The organism is Comamonas sp. A23, assembly GCF_004522605.1.
Classification (GTDB): domain Bacteria; phylum Pseudomonadota; class Gammaproteobacteria; order Burkholderiales; family Burkholderiaceae_C; genus Comamonas; species Comamonas thiooxydans.
This window is the reverse complement of sequence record NZ_RSDT01000012.1, coordinates 21,449-42,904: the sequence shown is the minus strand read 5'-3', so window position 1 is coordinate 42,904 and position 21,456 is coordinate 21,449. Positions and strand designations below refer to the sequence as shown.

At 62.5% G+C, this 21,456-nt stretch carries 27 protein-coding genes; 15 read left to right on the top strand and 12 right to left on the bottom strand.

From position 1 onward, the window contains the following. Positions 1–107: 107 nt before the first annotated feature. From EIC84_RS21835 to soxZ, 3 genes are all read left to right on the top strand, one after another. Positions 108–1,439 (top strand): FAD-dependent oxidoreductase, encoded by a 1,332-nt coding sequence (locus tag EIC84_RS21835; protein WP_003065814.1) that lies wholly within the window; start codon positions 108–110, stop codon positions 1,437–1,439. 159 nt (positions 1,440–1,598) lie between these two features. Then, positions 1,599–2,087, top strand: coding sequence for a thiosulfate oxidation carrier protein SoxY (locus EIC84_RS21830; RefSeq protein ID WP_003065811.1), 489 nt, complete (start codon positions 1,599–1,601; stop codon positions 2,085–2,087). A gap of 186 nt (positions 2,088–2,273) precedes the next feature. Continuing rightward, the gene (soxZ, locus tag EIC84_RS21825; RefSeq protein ID WP_003065807.1) at positions 2,274–2,603 is read left to right on the top strand and encodes a thiosulfate oxidation carrier complex protein SoxZ; all 330 of its coding nucleotides are present in this window, start codon (positions 2,274–2,276) and stop codon (positions 2,601–2,603) included. 145 nt (positions 2,604–2,748) lie between these two features. Here the strand turns inward: soxZ and EIC84_RS21820 are convergent, their stop codons facing one another. Together EIC84_RS21820 and EIC84_RS21815 are read right to left on the bottom strand one after the other, a co-directional pair. Then, positions 2,749–3,456: a YitT family protein gene (locus EIC84_RS21820; protein ID WP_003065804.1), complete on the bottom strand. Its 708-nt coding sequence runs from the start codon at positions 3,454–3,456 to the stop codon at positions 2,749–2,751. A gap of 321 nt (positions 3,457–3,777) precedes the next feature. Then, a complete protein-coding gene (locus tag EIC84_RS21815; protein ID WP_003065801.1) occupies positions 3,778–4,284 on the bottom strand; it encodes a hypothetical protein in 507 nt (168 codons plus the stop codon). A gap of 106 nt (positions 4,285–4,390) precedes the next feature. On the opposite strand from EIC84_RS21815, the gene EIC84_RS21810 reads away from it, so the two are divergent. The 5 genes from EIC84_RS21810 to EIC84_RS21790 all read left to right on the top strand — a co-directional run bounded on the left by EIC84_RS21810 (position 4,391) and on the right by EIC84_RS21790 (position 7,639). Then, a complete protein-coding gene (locus tag EIC84_RS21810) occupies positions 4,391–4,849 on the top strand; it encodes a hypothetical protein (protein WP_003065798.1) in 459 nt (152 codons plus the stop codon). Positions 4,850–5,225: 376 nt separating this feature from the next. Next, the gene (locus tag EIC84_RS21805; RefSeq protein WP_003051953.1) at positions 5,226–5,432 is read left to right on the top strand and encodes a DUF3460 family protein; all 207 of its coding nucleotides are present in this window, start codon (positions 5,226–5,228) and stop codon (positions 5,430–5,432) included. A gap of 70 nt (positions 5,433–5,502) precedes the next feature. Continuing rightward, complete coding sequence (locus EIC84_RS21800) at positions 5,503–6,360, top strand: ScpA family protein (protein WP_003065796.1); 858 nt, start codon at positions 5,503–5,505, stop codon at positions 6,358–6,360. 136 nt (positions 6,361–6,496) lie between these two features. Further along, complete coding sequence (gene queE, locus EIC84_RS21795) at positions 6,497–7,135, top strand: 7-carboxy-7-deazaguanine synthase (RefSeq protein ID WP_003065794.1); 639 nt, start codon at positions 6,497–6,499, stop codon at positions 7,133–7,135. 138 nt (positions 7,136–7,273) lie between these two features. Further along, entirely contained in the window at positions 7,274–7,639 is a 366-nt protein-coding gene (locus EIC84_RS21790; RefSeq protein ID WP_003065792.1) for a 6-carboxytetrahydropterin synthase, read from the top strand. 164 nt (positions 7,640–7,803) lie between these two features. Here the strand turns inward: EIC84_RS21790 and EIC84_RS21785 are convergent, their stop codons facing one another. Next, a complete protein-coding gene (locus EIC84_RS21785; RefSeq protein ID WP_003065789.1) occupies positions 7,804–8,832 on the bottom strand; it encodes a porin in 1,029 nt (342 codons plus the stop codon). 347 nt (positions 8,833–9,179) lie between these two features. Here EIC84_RS21785 and panD point away from each other — a divergent pair, with 347 nt between their 5' ends. The 3 genes from panD to EIC84_RS21770 all read left to right on the top strand — a co-directional run bounded on the left by panD (position 9,180) and on the right by EIC84_RS21770 (position 10,769). Continuing rightward, a complete protein-coding gene (gene panD, locus EIC84_RS21780) occupies positions 9,180–9,560 on the top strand; it encodes an aspartate 1-decarboxylase (protein ID WP_003065787.1) in 381 nt (126 codons plus the stop codon). Positions 9,561–9,598: 38 nt separating this feature from the next. Next, complete coding sequence (locus EIC84_RS21775; RefSeq protein ID WP_003065785.1) at positions 9,599–9,964, top strand: 5-carboxymethyl-2-hydroxymuconate Delta-isomerase; 366 nt, start codon at positions 9,599–9,601, stop codon at positions 9,962–9,964. 121 nt (positions 9,965–10,085) lie between these two features. Next, positions 10,086–10,769 (top strand): tRNA-uridine aminocarboxypropyltransferase, encoded by a 684-nt coding sequence (locus EIC84_RS21770; RefSeq protein WP_003065783.1) that lies wholly within the window; start codon positions 10,086–10,088, stop codon positions 10,767–10,769. A 26-nt stretch (positions 10,770–10,795) separates the two neighbouring features. On the opposite strand, the gene yiaA is transcribed toward EIC84_RS21770, so the two are convergent. The 6 genes from yiaA to EIC84_RS21740 all read right to left on the bottom strand — a co-directional run bounded on the left by yiaA (position 10,796) and on the right by EIC84_RS21740 (position 15,329). Beyond that, on the bottom strand, positions 10,796–11,314 hold the full coding sequence (gene yiaA / locus EIC84_RS21765) for an inner membrane protein YiaA (protein ID WP_003065781.1): 519 nt from the start codon (positions 11,312–11,314) through the stop codon (positions 10,796–10,798). A 253-nt stretch (positions 11,315–11,567) separates the two neighbouring features. Continuing rightward, positions 11,568–12,140 carry a DUF4274 domain-containing protein gene (locus EIC84_RS21760; RefSeq protein WP_003065778.1) on the bottom strand — a complete coding sequence of 191 codons (573 nt, stop codon included), beginning with the start codon at positions 12,138–12,140 and terminating at the stop codon, positions 11,568–11,570. A 49-nt stretch (positions 12,141–12,189) separates the two neighbouring features. After that, positions 12,190–12,822 (bottom strand): aminotransferase class IV, encoded by a 633-nt coding sequence (locus tag EIC84_RS21755; protein WP_003065776.1) that lies wholly within the window; start codon positions 12,820–12,822, stop codon positions 12,190–12,192. Then, positions 12,819–14,003, bottom strand: a complete 1,185-nt coding sequence (gene pabB, locus EIC84_RS21750) for an aminodeoxychorismate synthase component I (protein WP_003065774.1) — start codon at positions 14,001–14,003, stop codon at positions 12,819–12,821. The genes EIC84_RS21755 and pabB overlap by 4 nt, the downstream gene beginning before the upstream one ends. Before the next feature lie 162 nt (positions 14,004–14,165). Further along, a complete protein-coding gene (locus tag EIC84_RS21745) occupies positions 14,166–14,465 on the bottom strand; it encodes a DUF4148 domain-containing protein (RefSeq protein WP_003065771.1) in 300 nt (99 codons plus the stop codon). Between the two features lie 129 nt (positions 14,466–14,594). Then, the gene (locus EIC84_RS21740) at positions 14,595–15,329 is read right to left on the bottom strand and encodes a Crp/Fnr family transcriptional regulator (protein ID WP_039049688.1); all 735 of its coding nucleotides are present in this window, start codon (positions 15,327–15,329) and stop codon (positions 14,595–14,597) included. Positions 15,330–15,534: 205 nt separating this feature from the next. Here EIC84_RS21740 and panB point away from each other — a divergent pair, with 205 nt between their 5' ends. Then, positions 15,535–16,404 (top strand): 3-methyl-2-oxobutanoate hydroxymethyltransferase, encoded by an 870-nt coding sequence (gene panB / locus EIC84_RS21735; RefSeq protein ID WP_003065769.1) that lies wholly within the window; start codon positions 15,535–15,537, stop codon positions 16,402–16,404. Between the two features lie 40 nt (positions 16,405–16,444). Then, positions 16,445–17,284, top strand: a complete 840-nt coding sequence (panC, locus tag EIC84_RS21730) for a pantoate--beta-alanine ligase (RefSeq protein ID WP_003065767.1) — start codon at positions 16,445–16,447, stop codon at positions 17,282–17,284. A gap of 153 nt (positions 17,285–17,437) precedes the next feature. Here panC and EIC84_RS21725 read toward each other — a convergent pair whose 3' ends face one another. Beyond that, complete coding sequence (locus EIC84_RS21725) at positions 17,438–17,839, bottom strand: hypothetical protein (RefSeq protein ID WP_003065765.1); 402 nt, start codon at positions 17,837–17,839, stop codon at positions 17,438–17,440. A 98-nt stretch (positions 17,840–17,937) separates the two neighbouring features. On the opposite strand from EIC84_RS21725, the gene EIC84_RS21720 reads away from it, so the two are divergent. Together EIC84_RS21720 and EIC84_RS21715 are read left to right on the top strand one after the other, a co-directional pair. Further along, positions 17,938–18,387, top strand: a complete 450-nt coding sequence (locus EIC84_RS21720) for a MaoC family dehydratase (RefSeq protein WP_003065763.1) — start codon at positions 17,938–17,940, stop codon at positions 18,385–18,387. A gap of 91 nt (positions 18,388–18,478) precedes the next feature. Continuing rightward, positions 18,479–19,960, top strand: coding sequence for a SulP family inorganic anion transporter (locus tag EIC84_RS21715; RefSeq protein WP_134737341.1), 1,482 nt, complete (start codon positions 18,479–18,481; stop codon positions 19,958–19,960). 20 nt (positions 19,961–19,980) lie between these two features. On the opposite strand, the gene EIC84_RS21710 is transcribed toward EIC84_RS21715, so the two are convergent. Together EIC84_RS21710 and EIC84_RS21705 are read right to left on the bottom strand one after the other, a co-directional pair. Next, positions 19,981–20,352, bottom strand: coding sequence for a polyhydroxyalkanoate granule-associated phasin (locus EIC84_RS21710; protein ID WP_003066750.1), 372 nt, complete (start codon positions 20,350–20,352; stop codon positions 19,981–19,983). A gap of 87 nt (positions 20,353–20,439) precedes the next feature. After that, positions 20,440–21,366 carry a LysR family transcriptional regulator gene (locus EIC84_RS21705; protein ID WP_034362359.1) on the bottom strand — a complete coding sequence of 309 codons (927 nt, stop codon included), beginning with the start codon at positions 21,364–21,366 and terminating at the stop codon, positions 20,440–20,442. Positions 21,367–21,456: the final 90 nt, after the last annotated feature.

The following is a 21,456-nucleotide window of genomic DNA, read 5'->3' as shown; positions in this document are numbered from 1 at the left end:
CGCGTGTCGGCTGAGAGGCAATCCCATCGCGCTGCGCCCAAGCTTGCTTCCCTCCCCCGAATCCAAGGCCTGAATCAGGCCCCATTCCCATTACAGGAGCAATGCTCATGCAACGTCGCCATTTCCTCTGGACTCCGCCCGCACTCGCCCTGGGCGCCGCTGCCGGCCCGGCAATGGCTGCACCCGCCATCATCAGCAGCCAGTCGCCCATCCTGCCGCGCAAGGGCAAGGGGCCGCGTATCGTGATCTGCGGCGGCGGCTGGGGCGGCCTCACGGCGGCACGCTATCTGCGCGAGCTGATTCCCGCTTCCGACGTCGTGCTGCTGGAGCGCAATCCGACCTTCTGGTCCGGCCCCATGAGCAATAAGTGGCTGGTGGACATAGTTGGCACGGACTTCGTGAACCGCGACATGCTGCACCCTGCCAACAAATACGGCTACACGCTGCTGCAGACCGAAGTCACGGGTTTCGAGCGCGACAAAAAGCTGGTGCGCACGGCCCATGGCCTGATCGAGTACGACTTCCTGATTCTCTCGGGCGGCATTCGCAACGATTACGAGGCCTGGTTCGGCAACGACCAGCACGCCATCGAGTACACGCGCACGCATTTCCCCAACGCCTACATCCCCAACCAGGAGATGCTCTCGCTCAAGAGCAAGGTCAAGAACTTCAAGGGCGGCACGCTGGTGATGACGCTGCCTCCACCGCCACATCGCTGCCCGCCCTCGCCCTATGAGCGCGCCTGCCTGATCGCCTGGCATATCAAGAAGAACAAGATTCCCGGCAAGATCCTGATCCTCGACCCCAAGCCCAAGATCGCCCCCATCGGCGTGGGCTACAAGCAGGCTTTCGAAGAGTTGTACGCAGACATCATCACCCATGTGCCCAATGCCGGCGTCAAGGAAGTGGACCCCTTCAACAAGCAGATCAAGACCGCTGCGGGCGACTTCAAGTTCGACGACGCCATCCTCATGCCGCCCCACCAGGCCGCCGACATGGTCTGGAAGGCAGACCTGATAGGCAAGGATGCCGCCACCGGCAAGCCCACGGGCTGGGCCGATATGCATAACCGCCTGTTCCATGCCAGGAGCGACGACCGCGTCTACTTTGTGGGCGATCTGATGGGCGCGATCTCGCCCCAGTTCGGCCACTATCCCAAGAGCGGCCATGTGGCCAACTACATCGGCAAGATCGTCGCCCGGAACATTGCCGAGCGCGTGGCCGGCAAGGAGGTCGTGGCCCGGCTGCCCGACAACCTCTGCTACATGATGGTCAACGGCGACCCTCAGGAGGAAATTTCGGTGAAGTTCGAATACGAGGTGGACGCCAGCGGCCAGGTCAACCAGACCCAGATCGACATGGATGTGCGCACCTCCGATCTGGTCAAGGAAGACTTTGCCTGGATCAACGGCAAGTTCGGTGATTTCTTGGGCACTTAAATCTCCCCCTGAGCGGCTTTGCCGCTTCCCCCTCTCTCTTCGGGAGGGGGACGACGCCCTCTGCTAGGCGCCCCCGCCGCGAGGCGGCTCTTGCTTGGCGTCTCTCGCTTGGAGCCGGTGCGAGTTTTGAAGTTTTGTTGATTGGATTGAAGAGAAGCAATGTTCAAGAACACCACCCGTAGAAGCATGGTGCTGAGCGCGGCGGCAGCCGGGGCCAGCCTGGCCCTGCCCGCCCCTGCTCTCGCCCAGGCCAAGGCTCCGTTGGTCGGGCCGCTGGCCCCCAACCCGGCCGAGTTCAGAAAAGCCATGGAGCAGTTCACGGGCGGCAAGCCCGGCCTGGCAGAAGGCCTGCAGCTGGAGGTGCCCGTGCTGGCCGACAACCCCAGCGCCGTGCCCGTCAAGGTCAAGGTGACGCTGCCCATCACCGAGCAGGACTGGTGCGAGGAGATCATTGTGCTGGCCGAGCTCAACCCCTCGCCGCTGACCTGCCGCATGCAGTTCACTGCAGCAGCCGGAACGGCCGAGGCGGCGGTGCGCATACGCCTGTCCCAATCGCAGACTGTTCACGCGCTGGCGCGCATGAAGAGCGGCAAGGTGCTGGTCGCCAAACAGGCGACGACCGTGGCCGCCAGCGGCTGCGGCATGTGAATCTGGCCCCCCTGAGTCGCTGCGCTCCCTTCCCCTCTGTTGTGCCCCGCTTTGCGTGGCCGAGGGGGACACCGCCCGCGAGGCAGGGCGGCCTTTGCGCGGCGGTTGCTGGCCCAGGCCCACTTCTGGTATGGAGCGTAGCTGCATCCACATTCACGATAGATGCCTGAACTGAAAGGAATTTTGATGAATAAACCACCCCGCGTATGGGTCAGCAATGCCAACCCCAAGAAAGGCGAAGTGCTGCGCGTGCGCGCGCAGATGGAACATGTGATGGAAAGCGGTCTGCGCACCGACCCGGCCACGGGCAAGGTGCGCCCGCGCAATATCGTCAGCCGCTTTGAAGCCAAGCTGGGCAATACCTTGCTGTTTGCCTGGGAGCCAGGTATTTCGATTGCCCAGAACCCTTATATCGAGTTCACCTTTGTGGCGCGCGAAAGCGGCGAACTGAATATGCAGTGGAAGGACGAGCAAGGCCAGACACTGAGCGCCCAGAAGACGATCAGCGTCGCCTGATCGCGAGAGCCATGAGAAGTGGCGCCCCACGCTTGCCCACTACGTGTGGCCGCGGCCCCAGCGTTTCCATCTTGGGGCGGCCCGGCGATGAAAAAGCCCCGCCCGGTTTGCACCGGAGCGGGGCTTTTTTCATGGATGACAGACCTCAGTTGCCCTGATAGCGGCCGGGGCGATGGCTGATCCACAGGAACATGCTCATGATGACCGCAGCGAGCACCGAATACGCCACACGCTCCAGCGGCACGATGGCCAGCGCCAGCAGCACAACAGTGCAGTCGATCATCATCTGCACCTTGCCGGCGCGAATGCCGTAGCGGTCCTGCAGATAGAGAGAGACGATGGTGGCTCCGCCCAGGCTGGAATGATGCCGAGCGAGGAACAGGCAACCTGATCCCATGAGCAAGCCTCCAGCCACGGCCGCATAGAGCGGATTCAGGTAGTCGATATGGATGAAGCGCGGGCCCACATCGGCCATCAGCGCCAGCATGGCAACCGAGACAAAGGTCTTGATCGTGAACTCCGCGCCCATGCGCTTCCAGGCAAACCAGTAGAACGGCAGATTGATGACGAAGAAAATGGCGCCGAAAGGCAGTCCCGTCACATAGTGCAGCAAAAAGGCCACGCCCGCCGTGCTGCCCGTGAGCAGTCCCGCCTGCGCAAACAGCATCATGGTGATGGAGACAAACAGCGAGCCCGTGAACAGGGCCTGCGCGTCCTCGAAGCGGCCATGGCGCAGGCCCGAAGTGGCCGGTGCAGCAGCAGCGGGGGCATCCATGCGGCCGGCCAGAGCAGAACTGGCCGAAGAAGATAGCGGTGTCGACATGTCGGGTAAGACAGCAAGATTGATGCCCATGATCTCGATAAAGACCGGGACGAGCCGGTGCGGATAGCACCGGGAAACCCCTTAATTTTACGGATGGACTCATGCTGTATGCACATGATTTGCTGCAACGCAACAAATCCCGAAGGGGAATTTCAGGCGCAATTCCGTCGAATATTTCAAGCTTTTTGGCTTCCATCGCTTACCGGTAAAGCGCTAAAAGCTATTAATTCAGAAGCATCTCGACTCCCCCGCCACCACAGCATTCAGGCCCTCTCCAGACCAGAGGCAAAAAAGCCCTGTCTGCACCATCGCAAACAGGGCTTTGAAGAGATCCGGTGGCTTTGCAGGCGATCAGCCGCGCGGCTCGTCGGGCAGGCGTTCGCGGTTGAGCGTGCGCAGCACCCGGCCATCGGCGCCAAAGGTCACCGTGAACTGCATCTCGCGCGTGGGCGGATCGATGTAGTTCCAGTCCCAGTCGGTTTCCTGCTTGAGCTTGTAAGTCATCATCTTGGCAGGCTTGCCCAGCATGCGGCGCACCTCGTTTTCCTCCATGCCGGGCACGATCTTGGCAAACACATGCGGGGCCAGCACCTGGCGCAGCGCGCTCATCTTGCCGTCAGTGTCTATGGTGATCATGTAGTTCCTGGCACCGGCCGGCTGACGGTTGTACTCGAAGGTTCGCGAGCCGTCTTCCTCGTTCCAGATGCGCTCGGGCTCGCCGAACCGGGCGCGCACATCGGCCTCGGTGGACAGGCCTTCCTCCAGCTCCTTGATCTTCTGCTCGTCGCAGCCCAGCAGCGCCAGGGTGCTGATAGCAGCCGCCGCCAGGGCCGCTGTCACACGGGAAAAAATATTCATGGGCTTGGATCACAATGCTTGCCAGACAGAATGCGAATTCTGACATCAAGCCACCCGCGCACGCGCGCCACTTTTGCAAACGCTTGTCAAAACGGAGCTATCCCCAGTGAGCACAACCATAGAGCAGCTGTTTTCCCAATTCACCAGCGCCGCACAGGCGGCCCAGGATCAGCAGGACAAATGGCTGATCATCGATCCCGTCTACGAACACCTGGAGACACTGCAGGGCGCCGCACTGGAGCAGGTTCTTCCGCATATCCTGACGCTGATCGAAACCTATCCCGAACTGGACTATGGCGGCCCAGGTCCGTTCGGCAGCCTGATCGAGGAACACCCCATGGCCGCCTACACCCCGGCCTTGCTGGCGTCGCTGGAACGTCAACCCAGCGTGCAGGTGATAGGCTGGCTGGACCGCACCATGCGCGTGGACGAGGACTTCCAGCGCAATGACCCGAACCCGGTCGGAGCCACCGAATTTGCCGCTGTGCTACGCAAGATCGTCGACTCGCCACTGGCCTCGGACGACTGCAAGGAGTTCGCGCAGATCTGTCTCAAGGATCTATAAGAACGAGCTTGCGATCTCCTCGCGCCGCGACAGAGGCTTTGCCGGATGGAATGCCAGGGGGCGGCCCCCGCGCGCGATACCGTAGCAATAGCCGTGCTATTGCGAGGATTTGCGCGGCCGGCGAGGCAACGCCGCATACCGCCCCTGACCGGGCGCCCGCAAAGACACTGTCCCGCAGGGTTGGCGCGAAATCGGACGATTTCTGCACTCTGTCTCTTGCTTGCACCCCGGTGCAAGCGGCGAGCCATCGCTTCGAACTCATCCCGATTGCGCTCCAACGCGGCTGCGTAGAGATCGCAAGCACGTTCTAATAGCCCGGAACGGGCCTGGCGTCCGCGACGGGCTAAAATCCGCTGTTCTGAGAGGTTTTACACATATGTCTTTCTTCCGTCGCCCCGACTACCGTTCCGACACCACCAACTTCATCAACGACCTGAAGCAGCAAAAGCCCGAGCTGGACAAGCAACAGCAAGCCGGTCGCGCCCTGCTGTGGGACAAGGACGTGAACTATGAAGTCTGGGAAGATCTGCGCGCCGGTCGCGTGGAACAACAGCCCTACGTGTACCAGACCAACCACTCCTGATCTTTTCGATGAAATCAGCCTCAAGCGCTTACTCATCAAGCGCGCTCAGCTCTGCAATCCATAGCAGACCATGAGCGAGGCTGAAGAACAGACCCTGTTGCCGGGCCAGAACCCGGACGCTTCTGATCCGTCGCCTTCGGTCGTCGATCAGGTGGCCCTGGCACGCCTGTATGGCGAGCCGCTGTTTGCGCTGCCCCAGGATCTCTATATCCCGCCCGATGCGCTGGAAGTCTTTCTCGAAGCCTTTGAAGGCCCGCTGGACTTGCTGCTCTACCTGATCCGCAAGCAGAACTTCAACATCCTCGACATCCCCATGCTGGACGTGACGCGCCAGTACATGACCTATGTGGACGAGGTGCGCAGCCGCAATCTGGAGCTGGCAGCCGAATATCTGCTGATGGCGGCCATGCTCATCGAGATCAAATCGCGCATGCTGCTGCCGCCCAAGAAGCAGGAGGACGGCGAGGAAGCCGAGGATCCGCGCGCCGAGCTGGTGCGCCGCCTGCTCGAATACGAGCAGATGAAGCTGGCCGCCCAGCAACTGGGACAGCTGCCCACCTACGGGCGCGACTTTCTCAAGGCCACGGTCTATATCGAGCAAAGCCTGCAACCGCGCTTTCCGGATGTGGAAATCGGCGAGTTGCAAGCCGCCTGGCGCGACATCCTCAAGCGCGCCAAGCTGGTGCAAAGCCACAAGATCACGCGTGAAGAGCTGTCGGTGCGCGAGTACATGAGCCAGATCCTCAAGCAGTTGCAGGGTCAGCGTTTTGTGGAGTTCGAGCGCATCTTCAATCCGGAAAAAGGCTCGACCGTGCTGGTCGTCACCTTTATCGCCATGCTGGAGCTGGCCAAGGAAACGCTGATCGAAATCACCCAGGCCGAAGCCTACGCGCCCATTTATGTGCGCCTGGCCTATACCCCGGTGTGAGGCCGGAGAACAGTTGCAGGGCCTCGGCCTTGTAACCCTATGGCCCACCAGAAGTTCAGCAAGGGCTTACATTCGCATCCTGGGCTGCAGCACGCCAGCCTCCTGTTCCACCGCGCCTTGACGCGACACACACGACATGACATATAGCGTCAAAGAAATTTTCTACACCTTGCAAGGCGAAGGCGGCCAGGCCGGCATGCCCGCCGTGTTCTGCCGCTTTGCGGGCTGCAATCTGTGGACTGGCCGCGAGCAGGACAGACCCAAGGCCATCTGCCAGTTCTGCGACACCGATTTTGTCGGCACCGACGGCACGCTGGGCGGCAAGTTCACCACGGCCGATGAACTGGCCGAGCGCATTCTGGGCCAGTGGCCAGCCGATGACAGCCGACACCGCATGGTGGTGTTGACGGGCGGCGAGCCTTTGCTGCAGGTCGACCAGGCCCTGATCGCAGCCCTGCATGCGCGCGGTTTTCGTATCTCGGTGGAAAGCAACGGCACGGTGACCGCACCCGAAGGCATAGACTGGCTGTGCATCAGCCCCAAGGCCGGTGCGGACTGGATTCAGCGCAGCGGGCAGGAGCTCAAGCTGGTCTGGCCTCAGCCCACGTTCGATCTGGCGGCCATTGAAGCCAGCACCGAGTTCCAGCACTATTTTCTGCAGCCCATGGACAACGCCCAGCAGAGCAGCAATATTGCCGCCTGTATCGCGCAATGCATGCAGCGCCCCGGCTGGCGCCTGAGCCTGCAAACCCACAAGCTCACGGGAATTAGATGACCCCCCTGAGTCGCTTCGCGCCTTCCCCCCGGGGGGACGACGGCCTTTGCTGCGGGGCGGCCCTTGCTGGCCGTCCGCCATGGGGTCCGTTCCCAACTCAAAGGCAGAAGGCAATGCTCAGAGTCACCGATCACTGATATGCAGTTCACCGTTCACCAGCGTTTTTTCTTCGATGCCGCCCATACTCTGGAGCGGGCTATCGAGACCGAGAGCAGCCGCCGCATTCACGGCCATACTTACTGGGCGGAAGTCAGCGTGAGAGGCCCGCGCAATCCGGACAACGGCATGGTCATCGACCTCGGCCACCTGCGCGCGCGCCTGGAGTTGCTGCGCGATCAGCTAGACCATCACTTTCTCGATGAAGTGCCGGGCCTGGGCAAGCCCACGCTGGAAAACCTCTGTCTCTTCATCGCCAATGCCCTGGCCGACCTCGAGCCTGCGCCCAGCCGCATCCGCGTCTGGCGCGACAGCATCGGCGACGGCTGCGTGCTCGATCTGTCCTGAAGACAGCCACCGCATAGGCCCCGAAACAAACCCAAAAAAAGGCCCCGCTATTGCGGGGCCAGCTTGCTGAGAGTCAGACGGCTTCCCCACCAGGAGGCCTAACTCGGCAAGATCATCAGACAGCAGAGTGCGGCAGCCGCCGCAGCTCTTTGCTGCCCATGCTCTTAGAAATTGTGGCGCAGGCCGATTTCGTAGCCCGTCAGGCTCTTGCCCACAGCGGGTGTAGGGCTCAGCGACGAACCCAGCTTGCGGGAAGCCTTGTCGTCGTTGCTCATGCGTGCCACGGCCGCATAGATTTCGGTGCGCTTGGACAGCTTGTAGCCATAGCCCAGGGCCAGACGCTGGGAGTCCGCATCGCTTTGCTTCTTGTCTTTGTACCAGGTGTAGGCAGCGCGCAGTTCGCCGGCGCCCAGAGGCATTTTCACGCCCAGGCTGTACAGATCGACACGCTTGCCGTTGCCGCGGTCGGACGCGATCAGCAGCATGGGAGTGACAACGCCGAAGTTATAGGAAGCGCCCAGATTCATGGTCTTGTAGTCCACGCCAGCGGCAGCCGTGCCGCCGCGGGCGATGCCGTAGGCTGCGGCAACGTTCAGGGGACCGTTGGCATAGCCCAGACGCAGGCCGGTGGAGCTGGCCAGGCTGTGGTCGTCGGCCTGCTCGCCAAAGCTGTGGGTCAGCTGACCGTAGACGCCACCCAGCTTGGGCAGCAGATAGCTGATGGCATTGGAGTTGCGCTTGGGGTTGGAGCCTTCGGAAGTGCCTGCAGCCGAGCCGCTGATCAGGTTGTGGCCGTTGATGGCGCCCATGCCGGTGTCACCGAAGGCATGAAAGGTCTCCAGGTTCTGGTAGGCGGGGGTCTTGTCGCGACCCAGGCGGACTTCACCGAAGTTGCCCAGCAGGCTGACGGTGGAGCGGCGATCGAATTTGAAGCCGGAAGCCGTGCCGTCGTCCACGCCCAGGCTGCCTTCCAGCCAGAAATCGGCCTTCAGGCCGCCGCCCAGATCTTCCACGCCGCGAAAGCCCAGACGGCTGCTGGAGTTGCCGCCGTTGGCCAGGCCGGAAACGCTTTTGCCGGTCGTGGAGATGTGGGCCACCGACACGTCGGCCACGCCAAAGACGGTCACGCTGGATTGAGCCAGGGCACCGGCGGAAACGGTCAGGGCGGCAAGGGCGAGAAGAGTTCGTTTCATGCTGTTCACTTGTTTGTAGAAATGAGAAAGCCCATGCAGTACGGAGATGGCCTGCCTTGGACGGGCCCCGTCTGGGACTGAAGTCATTAAACAAAGTGAAAATGAAACATTAGTTACAACCCTTAAATTCTCAACAAAACAACAATCTCAACCACAATCGTCACATCGTCCTACATCAGCGGTTGGCAGAACTATCGACATCGAGAATGCGCAGGCGCCGCATTTCCCTGTCAATGCCCTCAATGAACTACATGGGTTTTACCGATCGCATTTAGACTTGCGTGATTTTTCGCAAGCACAGGCCTGCCCCATTCCAGCAACGCGCAAAGCGCCCCAGAGAGACAACCATGTTCCGCACCCTGCTCAAATCCAAGATCCACCGCGTCAAGACCACGCAATGCGAGCTGCACTACGAAGGCTCCTGCGCCATCGACGAGGATCTGCTGGATGCCGCCAACATTGCTGAAAACGAACAGGTCCATATCTGGAATATCGACAACGGAGAGCGCTTCGTGACCTACGCCATCAAGGGCGAGCGCGGCTCGGGCATGATTTCCGTCAACGGTTCGGCTGCCCGCCGCGCCAGCGTGGGCGATCTGCTCATCATTGCCGCCTTCGCCCAGGTTCATGAAAGCGATGTGGCCGAGCACCAGCCCCAGCTGGTCTTTGTGGACGACAGCAACAAACAGGTCGAGCTGCGCCACAAAGTGCCCACCCAGATGCTGTAAAAACGGCTTTTGCCTCCAACACCGAGCGAGAGAACTCCATGCCTCATCTGCATATTGAATACACCGACAACCTGACCGGCCTGAACGAGCGCGAGCTGATGCGCGACATCAACGCAGTGGTCTGCTCCCATCCCTCCGTTCTCGATGAAGCCGATGTGAAGGCCCGTATTGCCCGCCTGAACATGGACCATGTCTATATCGGCACCCAGCCCGAAAAGCGCGGCTTTGTCCATGTACACCTGCAGCTGATGGCAGGCCGCAGCACCGAAGCCAAGAAGCAGATGTCGGACGGCATTGCCGAAGTCCTGCGCCGCCTCGTGCCCCAGCCTGCCGATGTGATGGTGCAGCTGAGCGTGGACGTATCCGATATGGACAAGGCCACCTACTTCAAGGGTCGCCTCTAAGTCCTTCACGACTCCCGCAACAGCGCCCGCAGCCCATGCTTGCGGGCGTTGCTGTTTCAGGGACATCGGCCTGAATAAAAATCGCCTTGCCTTCTCCAAAGGCACAAACAGCTCTTGAATCATGAGCAGACCTGACTCTCGCCCCCGCTGCCCCCACTGTCACCGAGCACTGCGCACCTGCATCTGCTCGCTGGCCCAGGCGGTCGCGCATCAGGCCGAAGTGCTGATCCTCATGCATCCCATGGAAGTGCATGAAGCCAAGGGCACGGGGCATTTGCTGCATCTGTGTCTGCCGCATAGCCGGGTGATGGTGGGCGAGGAATTCGATGCCGCCGAGCTGGAAGCGGCTCTCCATGGAAGCTGGACCAGTTGGGCCGATACCGATGGTGCGCCACGCCACAGCCTGCTGCTCTACCCCGATACCGCAGAGCAGGATGCCGCCCTGGGGTTGGCTGCGGCCAGCCCCCTGCCTTTGCCCTGGCCACAGCCGCCAGAGCGCCTTCGGCTGGTGGTCATCGACGGCACCTGGCGCAAAAGCCGCAAGATGCTCTATCTCAATCCTGCTCTGCAAGCCCTGCCGCGCCTGCCCCTCCAAAATGTGGAGGACTCCGGTTACGCCATCCGCAAGGCCCATCTGCCAGGGCAGCTCTCCAGCTTCGAGGCAGCGGCCCAGGCCCTGGCACAGCTGCACAACTGGACAGCAGATGGGTCAGCCAATGCAACACTGCATGAAGTCTTCAAGCAGTTTGTGACGCAGCAACTGCAGCTGCGCCAACGCAATCAGGCGCCCCAAAGGAGCGCCTGATGTTCAGCCGTCAAACGGCTTTCGACTCAGCGGTTGTTGACCACCTGCTCAGGCACATCGGCAGGCTTGGCAGGATCAGTCACCACCAGAGCGGGGCCGCTGCGCTCGCTCTTGCCGCGCTTGCGCTCTGCTGCCCCGTCGTCGGCGCTCAGGCTGTCGCGGGTGTTTTTCTGCACGGCAATCGCACCGAACAGAGCCAGTGCAAAAGCCATGGCATAGAACCCTTTTTCGCTGAGTTGCAACGTGGCGTTGAAGAGACCTGTGCCCAGAAGCAGCACCGCGATGATCAGCGCCACCCAGCTGATGCCGTAGTAAATGCCGGTCACGGCAACGCCTTCGAGCTTGTCGCGCACGGTTTTCTGCAGCGAGATGGCCGAGTACAGGCCCAGCACCAGCACGGCAAAGTAAAAGCCTTTCTCGTTGAGCTGCATGGCTGCATTCCACAGCCCGGCCATGAAGGCTACGACACCCAGCAGCAAGGCGGCCCAGGATGCGCCGACAAAGGCGGTTGAAGGCTTGTGGCTGGTGACGGCTTGAGAGTTCATGAGCTTGTCTCGAAAGTTGTGGTGAACGGATAGTAGAAAATCCATTCTCTCAAGCCAAGAGTTTCTTCACAAGGTATCGCCAGAAGATACCCAAGGAGCTGTTTCACTCATCAGCCACTGGCTTGCCTGAACCGCCTCGGCTACGACCCCCGGCGGCAGCGGCTTCATCCCGAGCACGGCCATCTGCCGCTTCATGCGCTGCAGTTGCCCTAAGCATAGGCCTGCGTGAGCGCAACAACCGGGCGCGCAGGCGCTAATCCTCATCCTCGACTTCATCTCCATCCATGGCGGCATTGAGCTCCTCCTGGACATGGGGCGGCATGCCGTCTTCCCAGCCGTGCTCGTCGACATAGGCATAGATATCGGGTTGCTCGCCGGGCACGGCCTGCAGCATGATGGCCGGAATCTGCCATTTGGCTTCATCGCCCTTGACGGCTTCGCTGGTCCAGTCATAGCCAGGATGCTTTTCATTGCCCGTGGGCGAAGCCAGATCGTTGGCCGGATCCCAGCCAATGGTGGCCGGAGCAAGATTGCCCTGTTCAAAGCGCTGGCTCAGCGCCTGCACACGGGCCCAGCCTGAGCGGTTGATGCTGGGAACCTTGTCCTGCGAAGCATAGTGCTGGAAGTAGCCCGGCTGCTGATACCAGTACAAGGCCTTGGCAACGGCCGGCTCCAGCTTGGGATGCTTGCTGATCCAGTCGGGCAACGCACTGCCGTTGTCGTAGTTCATGGTGGTGACCACGGCCAGCCACTGAAGGGGCGTGGCAGTGGCCAGGAATTCCTTCATCAGGTCCAGATACAGGGCATCAAAGTCGTCGTCATCCATGGCTGAGACTCCTCCAGGTTGCTTACATCCGCACGATAACAAACCAGGCCTAGGCGATCAAACGAGCATCCAGCCAGCCACGCAGGCTATTGATAAAGGCCCAGCCGCTGGCATGGCTTGCCTCTTGCAGCGTCACCACCTGCTCTGTCAGCCGGCCTTGGGACAGGGCCAGTGCCCGCCCCACGCCCGGCAGCAGCCCGCATTGCAGCGGCGGGGTGACCCAGCGCCCATCGAGCTGCACGGCAATATTGCCGCGCGTGCCTTCGGTGATCTGACCGTCCTCGTTGAAAAGCACGATATCGAAAATGCCGGCGCTCTGGGGCTTGAAAGCGTCGTAATGCTGACGTACCGAGGTTTTGAAACGCACCACATCGCTATGCGCCACCGCGCTTGCAATGGGTTGATGCGCCAGCTGCAGCGCCACCGGCTGGACCGTGGGCGGCAAGGGCTCGGCCGTGATCTGCACTTCACCGGTGATCGAAAGCGCCAGCCGCACGCGCCAGTCGCCCATGGCATGAGTCTGCCTGGCCATGCGCTCCATATCGGACTCCAGCTGCATCTGCATCAAGGGATAGCGAAAATGCTGCGCAGTGATCTGCAGGCGCGCCCAATGCAAGGCCCAGTTCTGCCAGCGGCCATCCTTGAGCGCCAGGGTTTCGAGGATCTCAAGATTCGTGTTCATGCTCCAACACTTTGCTCAAGCACCTTCAGAAAAGCCTGCTTGTGTTGCCATTCCATCCATTCATCGGCCGCATTGGCGCTGGCCGTGATACCGCTGCCTACGCCGCAGCTCAGGCGCCCATTCCTGAGCACCACGGTGCGAATGGGAACATTGAAAGTTGCGTGAATACTCCCCGGCTTGGCCCCGGGTCGCACCACGCCCAGCGCACCGCAATAGACGCCACGAGGCTCGGGCTCCAGCTCGCGAATCAGGCGCATGGCCTGGCGTTTGGGCGCCCCGGTAATCGAGCCGCAAGGGAACAGCGCCCCGAATACATCCACCAGTCGCACATCCGGGCGCGTGCGTGCCACCACATCCGAGGTCATCTGCCAGACGGCCGGCAGTGCCTGGACCTGAAACAGCTGTGGCACTTTCACGCTGTGCGGCACGGCTATGCGTGAAAGGTCGTTGCGCAGCAAATCCACGATCATCACGTTCTCGGCCCGCTCCTTGGCCGACTCGCGCATGGTTTGCGCGGCCTTCGCATCGGCTTCGGGGGTCCTGCCGCGCGCCGCCGTGCCCTTCATGGGGCGGGTCAGAATCCGCTCGCCGTCCCAGTCGAAAAACAACTCCGGGGACAGCGACAGCACCTGCATGTCGCCGCAATCGACCAATGCTGCATAGCCTCCGGGCTGGGCCCGCTGCAGCCTTGCAAACAGCTCTTGAGCCAGGGCGGAAGTGTCGGACTCTTTCTCACCCGATAGCTCTGCAGTCAAGGGGGCCGTGTAATTGATCTGATAGCAGTCGCCCGCAGCGATGGCCGCATGAATGCGCGCCACATGGGCATCGAACTGTTCGCGGCTCAGAGCCGTCTGCCAATGTATTGCCGCAGAAGGCACGGGCGAGTTCTGCCCGCAGGCCGCCAGCGGCGCGCGATGCAGGCCGAACCAGGCCAGCGGCTGGCCAGCGGAGTTCCTATGCACGGCCTCGGCATAGGCGCGATCAAACCCGCTGGCCGCCTCATAGGCCAGCCAGCCCACGCACCACAGGCCTTGCTCGGCGGCCTGCTGCACGACTTCCAGCACGGCAGGCACATCCTCGGGAGCATGGGCTTGCAATATGCGCTCGGGCTCGTCAAAGCCATGCTGCAAACGGGCAGCACCCGTCTGCCAGGGAGCGGTGAAATCAAGAACGGTTTTCAAGTCAGATCACCTGCAAGCACACTATCAATATGCGCCGAATGCTATCAAACTTGCTATATCCATCAGCCTGGCATTGCCGGCATAAAAAAACGCGCTGAAGGAATCCCTCAGCGCGCATCCACCAATGGGCCACCTCTGTCGGATGGCTAAGAGAGAACTCTGTTACTTGCCGCCCAGCTGCGACTGGTACTTGGCCACGGCAGCCGTGTAGGCGGGGCTGGCCAGCAGACGCTGGTATTCGGCATAAGCCTTGCGGTACTCGGTGCTGAATTCTGTTTCGACATAAGCCGCAGGCGTGGGCATATAGCCCAGACCTGCACGCTGGTACATCTCAAGGTCGGCCATCACTTCGGCACGACTTTTGCTGGCGGTTACGGAAGTTTGGGGGAGGTCTTGAGCCATGGCAACCGCGGCGCTGGCGGTCAGCACAGCTGCGGTCAACAAACGGGTGAGGGAGCGCATTTTCAATCCTTTCAACGGCGCAGCAGCGGAAAGAAGACCTGCCGCGTACTGCACGACTGAACTATGCGCCCTGCCCCCACGGGCCGTCTGTGCGTTTTCTCACGCAAAAAATCATTTCACATTGCGAAATCAATGCGCTTCTTCGAGCAGCAGCCGCAGGCCATCGACGCGGCAAAGACGCAGATTGCGCCCTTCACGTCTGAGCAGGCCCAGGCGCGTGAGCCGCGACATCTCGCGTGCGACTTCTTCGCGGCTGGTGCCTAGCATCAAGGCCAGATCGTTCTGGCGTGGAGCCGGCGACAGCAGGGCCTCGTCGTTCTCGATTCCCGCCATCTCGGCCCGCTCCAGCAACTGGGCATGCAGGCGGCCCCGCACCGTGAGGGTTCCCAGGCTGACCACACGCCGCGCCAGCACCCCGGCCAGCTCGCTGAGCCGCTGGACCACGGCCCGCATGACCAGAACATCGCTCATGATCAATGCTTCGAGCTCTGCACTGGAAAGCGATGCCACCAGGCTTTCATGCGTGGCCTGCACCTGCACGGACACATGCCTGACCAGAGGCTTGGGCGCGAAAGCACCAAAAAAGAAACCGGGCTCCAGATAACCCAGAATCATGGCCCGCCCGCTGGTGCTGTAGCTGCCGACACTGAGCTGGCCGTTGATCAGCATGTACATGCGCTCATCGGTATAGGCCCCGTGCAGCACCTGTCCCGACTCCAGCCGGTGCCAAAGGCATTGCCCCGCCAGCACGGACAGCCTCTCGTCGGAAAGCGACTCCAGCCAGCTCACGTTGCGCAGCCCCTGCCAGGCAACGGCTGACACAGGCGCTGAAACCGAGGGCTGCGGGGACTCGAGCATGGACATGAACCACCTTGTGCAAAAAGAAATGGAAGGCCGCTGAACGCAGGGCCATGCAATGTATGGGCCACACAGCATAGTAAGGTGGCCGACAGCAGCCATACCCTTTTTCAACGTGGCGCTGCAGCGCAGCATCGCATAGACTCGCGGGCAAATTTGCCTGCAGGCTTTTCTGCGGGGCCCAGCCATAGACAAGACCAGGAGACATCCCATGACCGCAACCGGCACGCCTTACGGCACCATCCCCCCCTCTTCGCCCCAGCCCCAGCGCCGCCCCGTCAGCCTGCCGCGCCTGGCTCAGATGCGCGCGGCCGGTGAAAAAATCACCATGCTGACGGCCTATGACGCCACTTTTGCCGCCGTGGCCGACGCGGCCGGGGTGGAGTGCATCCTGGTCGGCGACTCGCTGGGCATGGTCTGCCAGGGCCTACACAGCACCGTGGGCGTGACGCTTCAGGATATGGCCTATCACACGGCCAGCGTCACGCGCGGCCTGCATCGCGCCCAGGCCACAGCCTGGGTGATTGCCGACATGCCCTACGGCAGCTATGCCGAAAGTCCCGAACAGGCCATGCGCAGCGCCTGCCAGCTGATGCAGGCCGGCGCCCATATGGTCAAGCTCGAAGGCGGTGGCTGGACCGCACCCACCGTGCGCTTTCTCGTCGATCGCGGCGTGCCCGTCTGCGCCCACCTGGGACTGACGCCGCAGACCGTGCATGCACTGGGCGGCTACCGCGTCCAGGGCAAGGACGAGCAGGCCGCCGCTACGCTGCGCCAGCATGCGCTGGAGTTGCAGGACGCCGGGGCCGCCATGCTGGTGCTGGAGATGGTGCCCGCAGCCCTGTCCGCCCAACTGACCGAAGAGCTGCCGCTGTGCCACACCATAGGCATTGGCGCGGGCAATGGCACGGCCGGCCAGGTTCTGGTGCTGCACGACATGCTGGGCGTGAACCTGGGCAAGATGGCCAGGTTCGTGCACAACTTCATGGCTGATGCAGGCAGCGTCAAGGGCGCCATGGAAGCCTATGTGCAGGCCGTCAAGAATGGCAGCTTCCCCGACAATGCCCTGCACGCCTGGTGAGTCCGGGCTTTTGTTTTTGTTTTCCCCCACTGTTTGAGTCATGCAAATCGTTCACACCATCGCCGACCTGCGCGCCGCCCTGGCCGGTCGCGGCCGCCCTGCTTTTGTGCCCACCATGGGCAATCTGCACGAAGGCCATCTCTCCCTGGTGCGCCAGGCCCGCCAGCATGGCGATGTGACCGTGGCCAGCATCTTCGTGAACCGCCTGCAGTTTCTGCCTCACGAAGATTTCGACAGCTACCCGCGCACCTTCGATGCCGACTGCGCCAAGCTGGAAGCCGAGGGCTGCGACATCGTCTTCGCCCCCAGGGAGAAAGACCTCTACCCCGAGCCGCAGACCTTCAAGGTCCAGCCCGATGCGCAGCTGGCCGACATTCTGGAAGGGCACTTCCGCCCCGGCTTCTTCACCGGCGTCTGCACCGTGGTCATGAAGCTGTTCCAGGCCGTGTTTGCCACCACGGGCGGCGGCACGGCCGTTTTCGGGCAGAAGGACTATCAGCAGTTGATGGTGATCCGCCGCATGGTGCAGCAGTTCGCCCTACCCATAGAGATCATCGGCTGCGCCACGGCACGCGCCGACAGCGGCCTGGCCCTGAGCTCGCGCAACGGCTACCTCAGCGATGAGCAGCGTGTGCAGGCCATGGCGCTGTCGCAGGCGCTCAAGGCACTGGCCGATGCCGCACGCCAGGGCGGCAATCTGGCCGATCTCGAAGCGCAGGCCATGGCCGCGCTGCGCGCCAAGGGCTGGGAGCCCGACTATCTGAGCGTGCGCCAGCGCAGCGATCTGCAGACACCTGTCGATGCGCGCAGCGGCGAGTTGGTGGCCCTGGGCGCGGCACGCCTGGGTAGCACCCGGCTCATAGACAACCTGGAGTTCTAGGCCTTCTTAGGCGCTTTGTGGCGAGGCATGTGGGCAGCGGGCAGCACACCCGCTGCGGCGCGGCCAACCCAGGATCAGGCCCTTGCCTCGTGTCTCTGATTCAGGCCCCGCCAGCGTCAGGCATCAAGACCAATGCAGAGGCGAGTAGCGCTCTCAGCACTGGTAGGAGTCCGTCGATGACCGACCGGGCAGAGGCTGCAGCTCAAGTCCCTGCCCATTGAGCCGGCAGAACAGGCCGCTGCCCATTTCCAGCTCCAGCACAAAATCGGCATCGCTGACAAAAGGCAGGGGCAGGCTGCGCAGGCGCTGACCAGCAATATGCAGCTGCGCTTGCCGGACACGGCCCACGGCGGCCAGGATTCGCGCCAAATCGGCCTCCGGCACTTTGTCAGCCTGCGCAGTTTGCTTGCATATCAATAGCATCGGCTGCCACAGGCCCTCCCCGGCCCCGGCTCGGTCACCGTCAAGCACACGGGCAGCGGAAAAGCGGATCTGCAATGCGCCGTTCTGCAGGCTGATTGCGGCGACCTCGGAATCTTCAAACTCGAAATTCATGGGCCCGAGCATAGCGCTCTGGCACCTTGGCAACAGCGGCCAGGGCCGCTGCCGCGCATACTGTCGGCTACTCCACACAAGAAGGAACGAGGAGCCAAATGAGCGAAAAACTGTATCTCGATGATCTGTACGTGGGCCAGAAGTTCGTCAGCGAAGGCTACCCGCTGGATGAGGCGCAAATCATTGCCTATGCCAGGCAGTTCGATCCCCAGGTCTTTCACCTCGACCCCGAAGCCGCCAAGCACACCTTCTTCCAGGGCCTGGCCGCCAGCGGCTGGCATACGGCCTCCATCAGCATGCTGCTGGTGACGCAAAGCATTCCCCTGGCCGACGGCGTGATCGGCGGCGGCATGGAAGAGCTGGCCTGGCCCCAGCCCACACGCCCTGGTGACGTGCTGCAGGTCGAGTCGGAAATCGTGGAGATCATTCCTTCCCAGTCCAAACTCAACCGGGCCCTGGTGCGCGTGCTCTCCCACACCAAAAACCAGCGCGGCGAGGTGCTGCAGCGCTTCAGGCCCAAGATGGTGTGCTTCAAGCGCCCGGCCTGACCCTTGCGCAGCAAAAGTCCTGGGCACTGCTTAATATCGCCCACCGGCGCTGCCTGCTCTGTACAGGCAGCGCATCACTTGCTGCTGCGATATGAATCCCCATTTTTCTCTGAGCCGATGGCGCGCCGAATGGGCGCCCAGCGTGCCGCGTGAGCTGCTGGCCGGCGCCGTCGCCACGTTTGCGCTGATTCCCGAGGTCATTGCCTTTTCCTTTGTCGCGGGTGTGGACCCGGCCGTGGGGCTGTATGCCTCCTTCATCATCAGCATCGTGATTGCCGTGTTCGGCGCACGTCCGGCCATGGTCTCGGCAGCGGCCGGCTCGGTGGCCCTGGTGGCGGCTCCGCTGGTCGCATCGCATGGTCTGCCATATCTGCTGGCCGCAGGCTTGCTGGCCGGCGTCATGCAGATCGCTTTCGGCCTGTGCAAGATGGGCAGCCTGGTGCGCTTTGTCTCCAGTTCGGTGCGCACGGGTTTTGTCAACGCGCTGGCCATTCTGATCTTTTCAGCCCAGTTGCCGCATCTGCAGGGCGCCAACACCGCCACCTGGGCCATGCTGGCCCTGGGCCTGGCCCTGATCTACGGCCTGCCCTGGCTGGGACAGCGAGTGCAGCTCAAGGCGCTGGGCGCCATTCCCTCACCACTGATCTGCGTGCTGGTGCTGACGCTGCTCGCCAGCTTCATGGGCCTGCCTCTCAAGACCGTGGCCGATCTGGGTCATCTGCCGGACAGCCTGCCGCTGTTTGCACTGCCCGAAATCCCCGCGAGCCTGGAGACGCTACGCATCATCGCCCTGCCGGCCCTGGCGATTGCCATGGTGGGTCTGCTGGAGTCGGTGCTCACAGCCGCCGTGGTGGACGACCTGACGGGCACGCCCAGCAACAAGAGCCGCGAATGCACGGGCCTGGGCCTGGCCAATGTCTCGGCCAGCCTGTTCGGCGGCATTGCGGGCTGCGGCATGATCGGCCAAGCCGTGGGCAACGTGAAATACGGCGGCCGCGGTCGTCTGTCCACCCTGTTTGCCGGGGTGTTTCTGCTGATTCTCATGGTCGCCCTCAAGCCCTGGGTGTCGCGGGTACCGGTGATTGCTCTGGTGGCCATCATGGTCATGGTGTCGGTCTCGACCTTCGACTGGAAGTCGCTGGGCAATCTGGTGCGCCACCCGCGTCTGTCCAGCTCGGTGATGCTGGTGACGGTGGTCATCACCATCGCCACCCACAATCTGGCCGCCGGCGTGGTGGCAGGCGTGCTGCTCTCGGGCGTGTTCTTCACCTTCAAGGTGGCCCATATGCTGCAGGTCCGGGGCAGCCTGGACGAGGCCGGCGGACTCTATACCTGGACGGTGAGCGGCCAGGTGTTTTTTGCCTCGGCCGATGCGCTGATCGAAGCCTTCGACGTGCGTGCCGCGGCCGGCAGGCAGGCCCGCATCGATGTAAGTGGCGCTCATTTCTGGGACATCACTGCCGTGGGCGCGCTGGATAAGGTGATGGAGCGCCTGCGCCAGCATGGCTGCCGCGTGGAGCTGACGGGGCTGGACGAGGCCAGTCAACGACTGATAGAACGCATCAGGGTCTAGGTTTGGCGGCTGGTGGCCGCTTATTTCAGGCTGGTCTGCGACAGGCGCTTGGCATTGGCCACGGCCTTGCGGCGAATCGGCGCCAGGCTTCTGGCCGCCACCTTGTCGGCCGCCACGGGCAGCTTCTGGCTCATGGTCCAGGGGTTGCGCATCCAGGCCAGACACAGTTGCTGCTGCACCTTGAACATTTCGGCCCCCATGGTCAGCCAGGCCTGGCTGAAGGCGACCTGCTTTTCCACCACCATGCGCGTGAACTCCTTCTGGTCGCGCGCAGAGAGCACCGGACCGCTGAGGGCCATGCGCGTGAGCCGGTGGTTGATGACCTGAGGCACGGCCATGCTGATGTCCAGCAGTTCGCTGGCAGTGCGGTGGGGGATGGCGGATTCAGGCATGTGTAACTCCTTGCATTCAGGCGTTTTATTGTGCACTGCAACATAGAAGTTTGCGCAAGCTCACCTGCGAAAGCCCTATCGCCGAATTCAGCGCCTGTGCCCAAGCAGGCTGAGTGCCTCCTGCTCCAGTGCCGCCGTCAGCCAGGGCAGGCCCGCATCGGCAGGCCGGTGCAGCGGCAGCAGCATATGCACCTGGAACGCTATCGAGAACGCCAGCGGCCGCACCACCAGCTGCGGGCCGGCGCAGGCCCGCGCAGTCAGCGGGTTGACGATGGCCAGACCCAGGCCATGCTGGACCATGGCGCAGACGGCAACGGCGCTGGCGGTCTCCAGGCTCAGCCGGCGCTGTACGCCGGCACGGGCGAACACCGCATCGATCTGGGCCCGGTAGGGGTCGTCGCGCGCCAGGCTGATGAAGGATTCGCCCTCAAAGTCCCGCTCACTCAGCAGCGCCTTCTGCGCCAGCGCATGGCCAGCAGGCAGCACGGCTACCTCGTCCATGGCCGGCAAGGGCTGGCTGCGCGTGCCCGGCGGCGCCTCGGCCAGCTCGGACAGGCCCAGATCGAAGCGCTGGGCCGCCATCCATTCCTGCAGCAGCGGTGCCTCCTGGGTGCTCACGCTCACGGCCACGGCGCCATGACTGACCTGCAGACGCGCCAGCGCGCCCGGCAGCAAGGCGTGGCTGAGTGCCGGCAGGCACAGCACGCTGATGCTCGCGCCCTGCGGGCGCCCCAGCTCCACGGCGCGGTCGATCACGCGCTCCAGGCCCTGCCAGCTGCGCCGCACCTCGTCCCACAGCAGCAAGGCCCGCGCATTGGCGCGCAGCCGGCCCTGCACGCGCTCGAACAGTGCATAGCCCAGCAGTTGCTCCATGCGCGCCAGCTCGCGGCTGACCGTGGGCTGGGAGGTATAGAGCAGCTGCGCCGCGCCCGTGACGCTGCCGGCCGTCATGACGGCACGGAACACCTCGATATGACGGTGGGTGATGCGCTGAGAAGCTTCTGAATCAGTCATGCCCAAAGCATATCAATATTGAATAATCTTCATAAATCAAGCTATTGGACTGAATAGACAGCCGCATGCATGATGCGCTGAACTATTCCC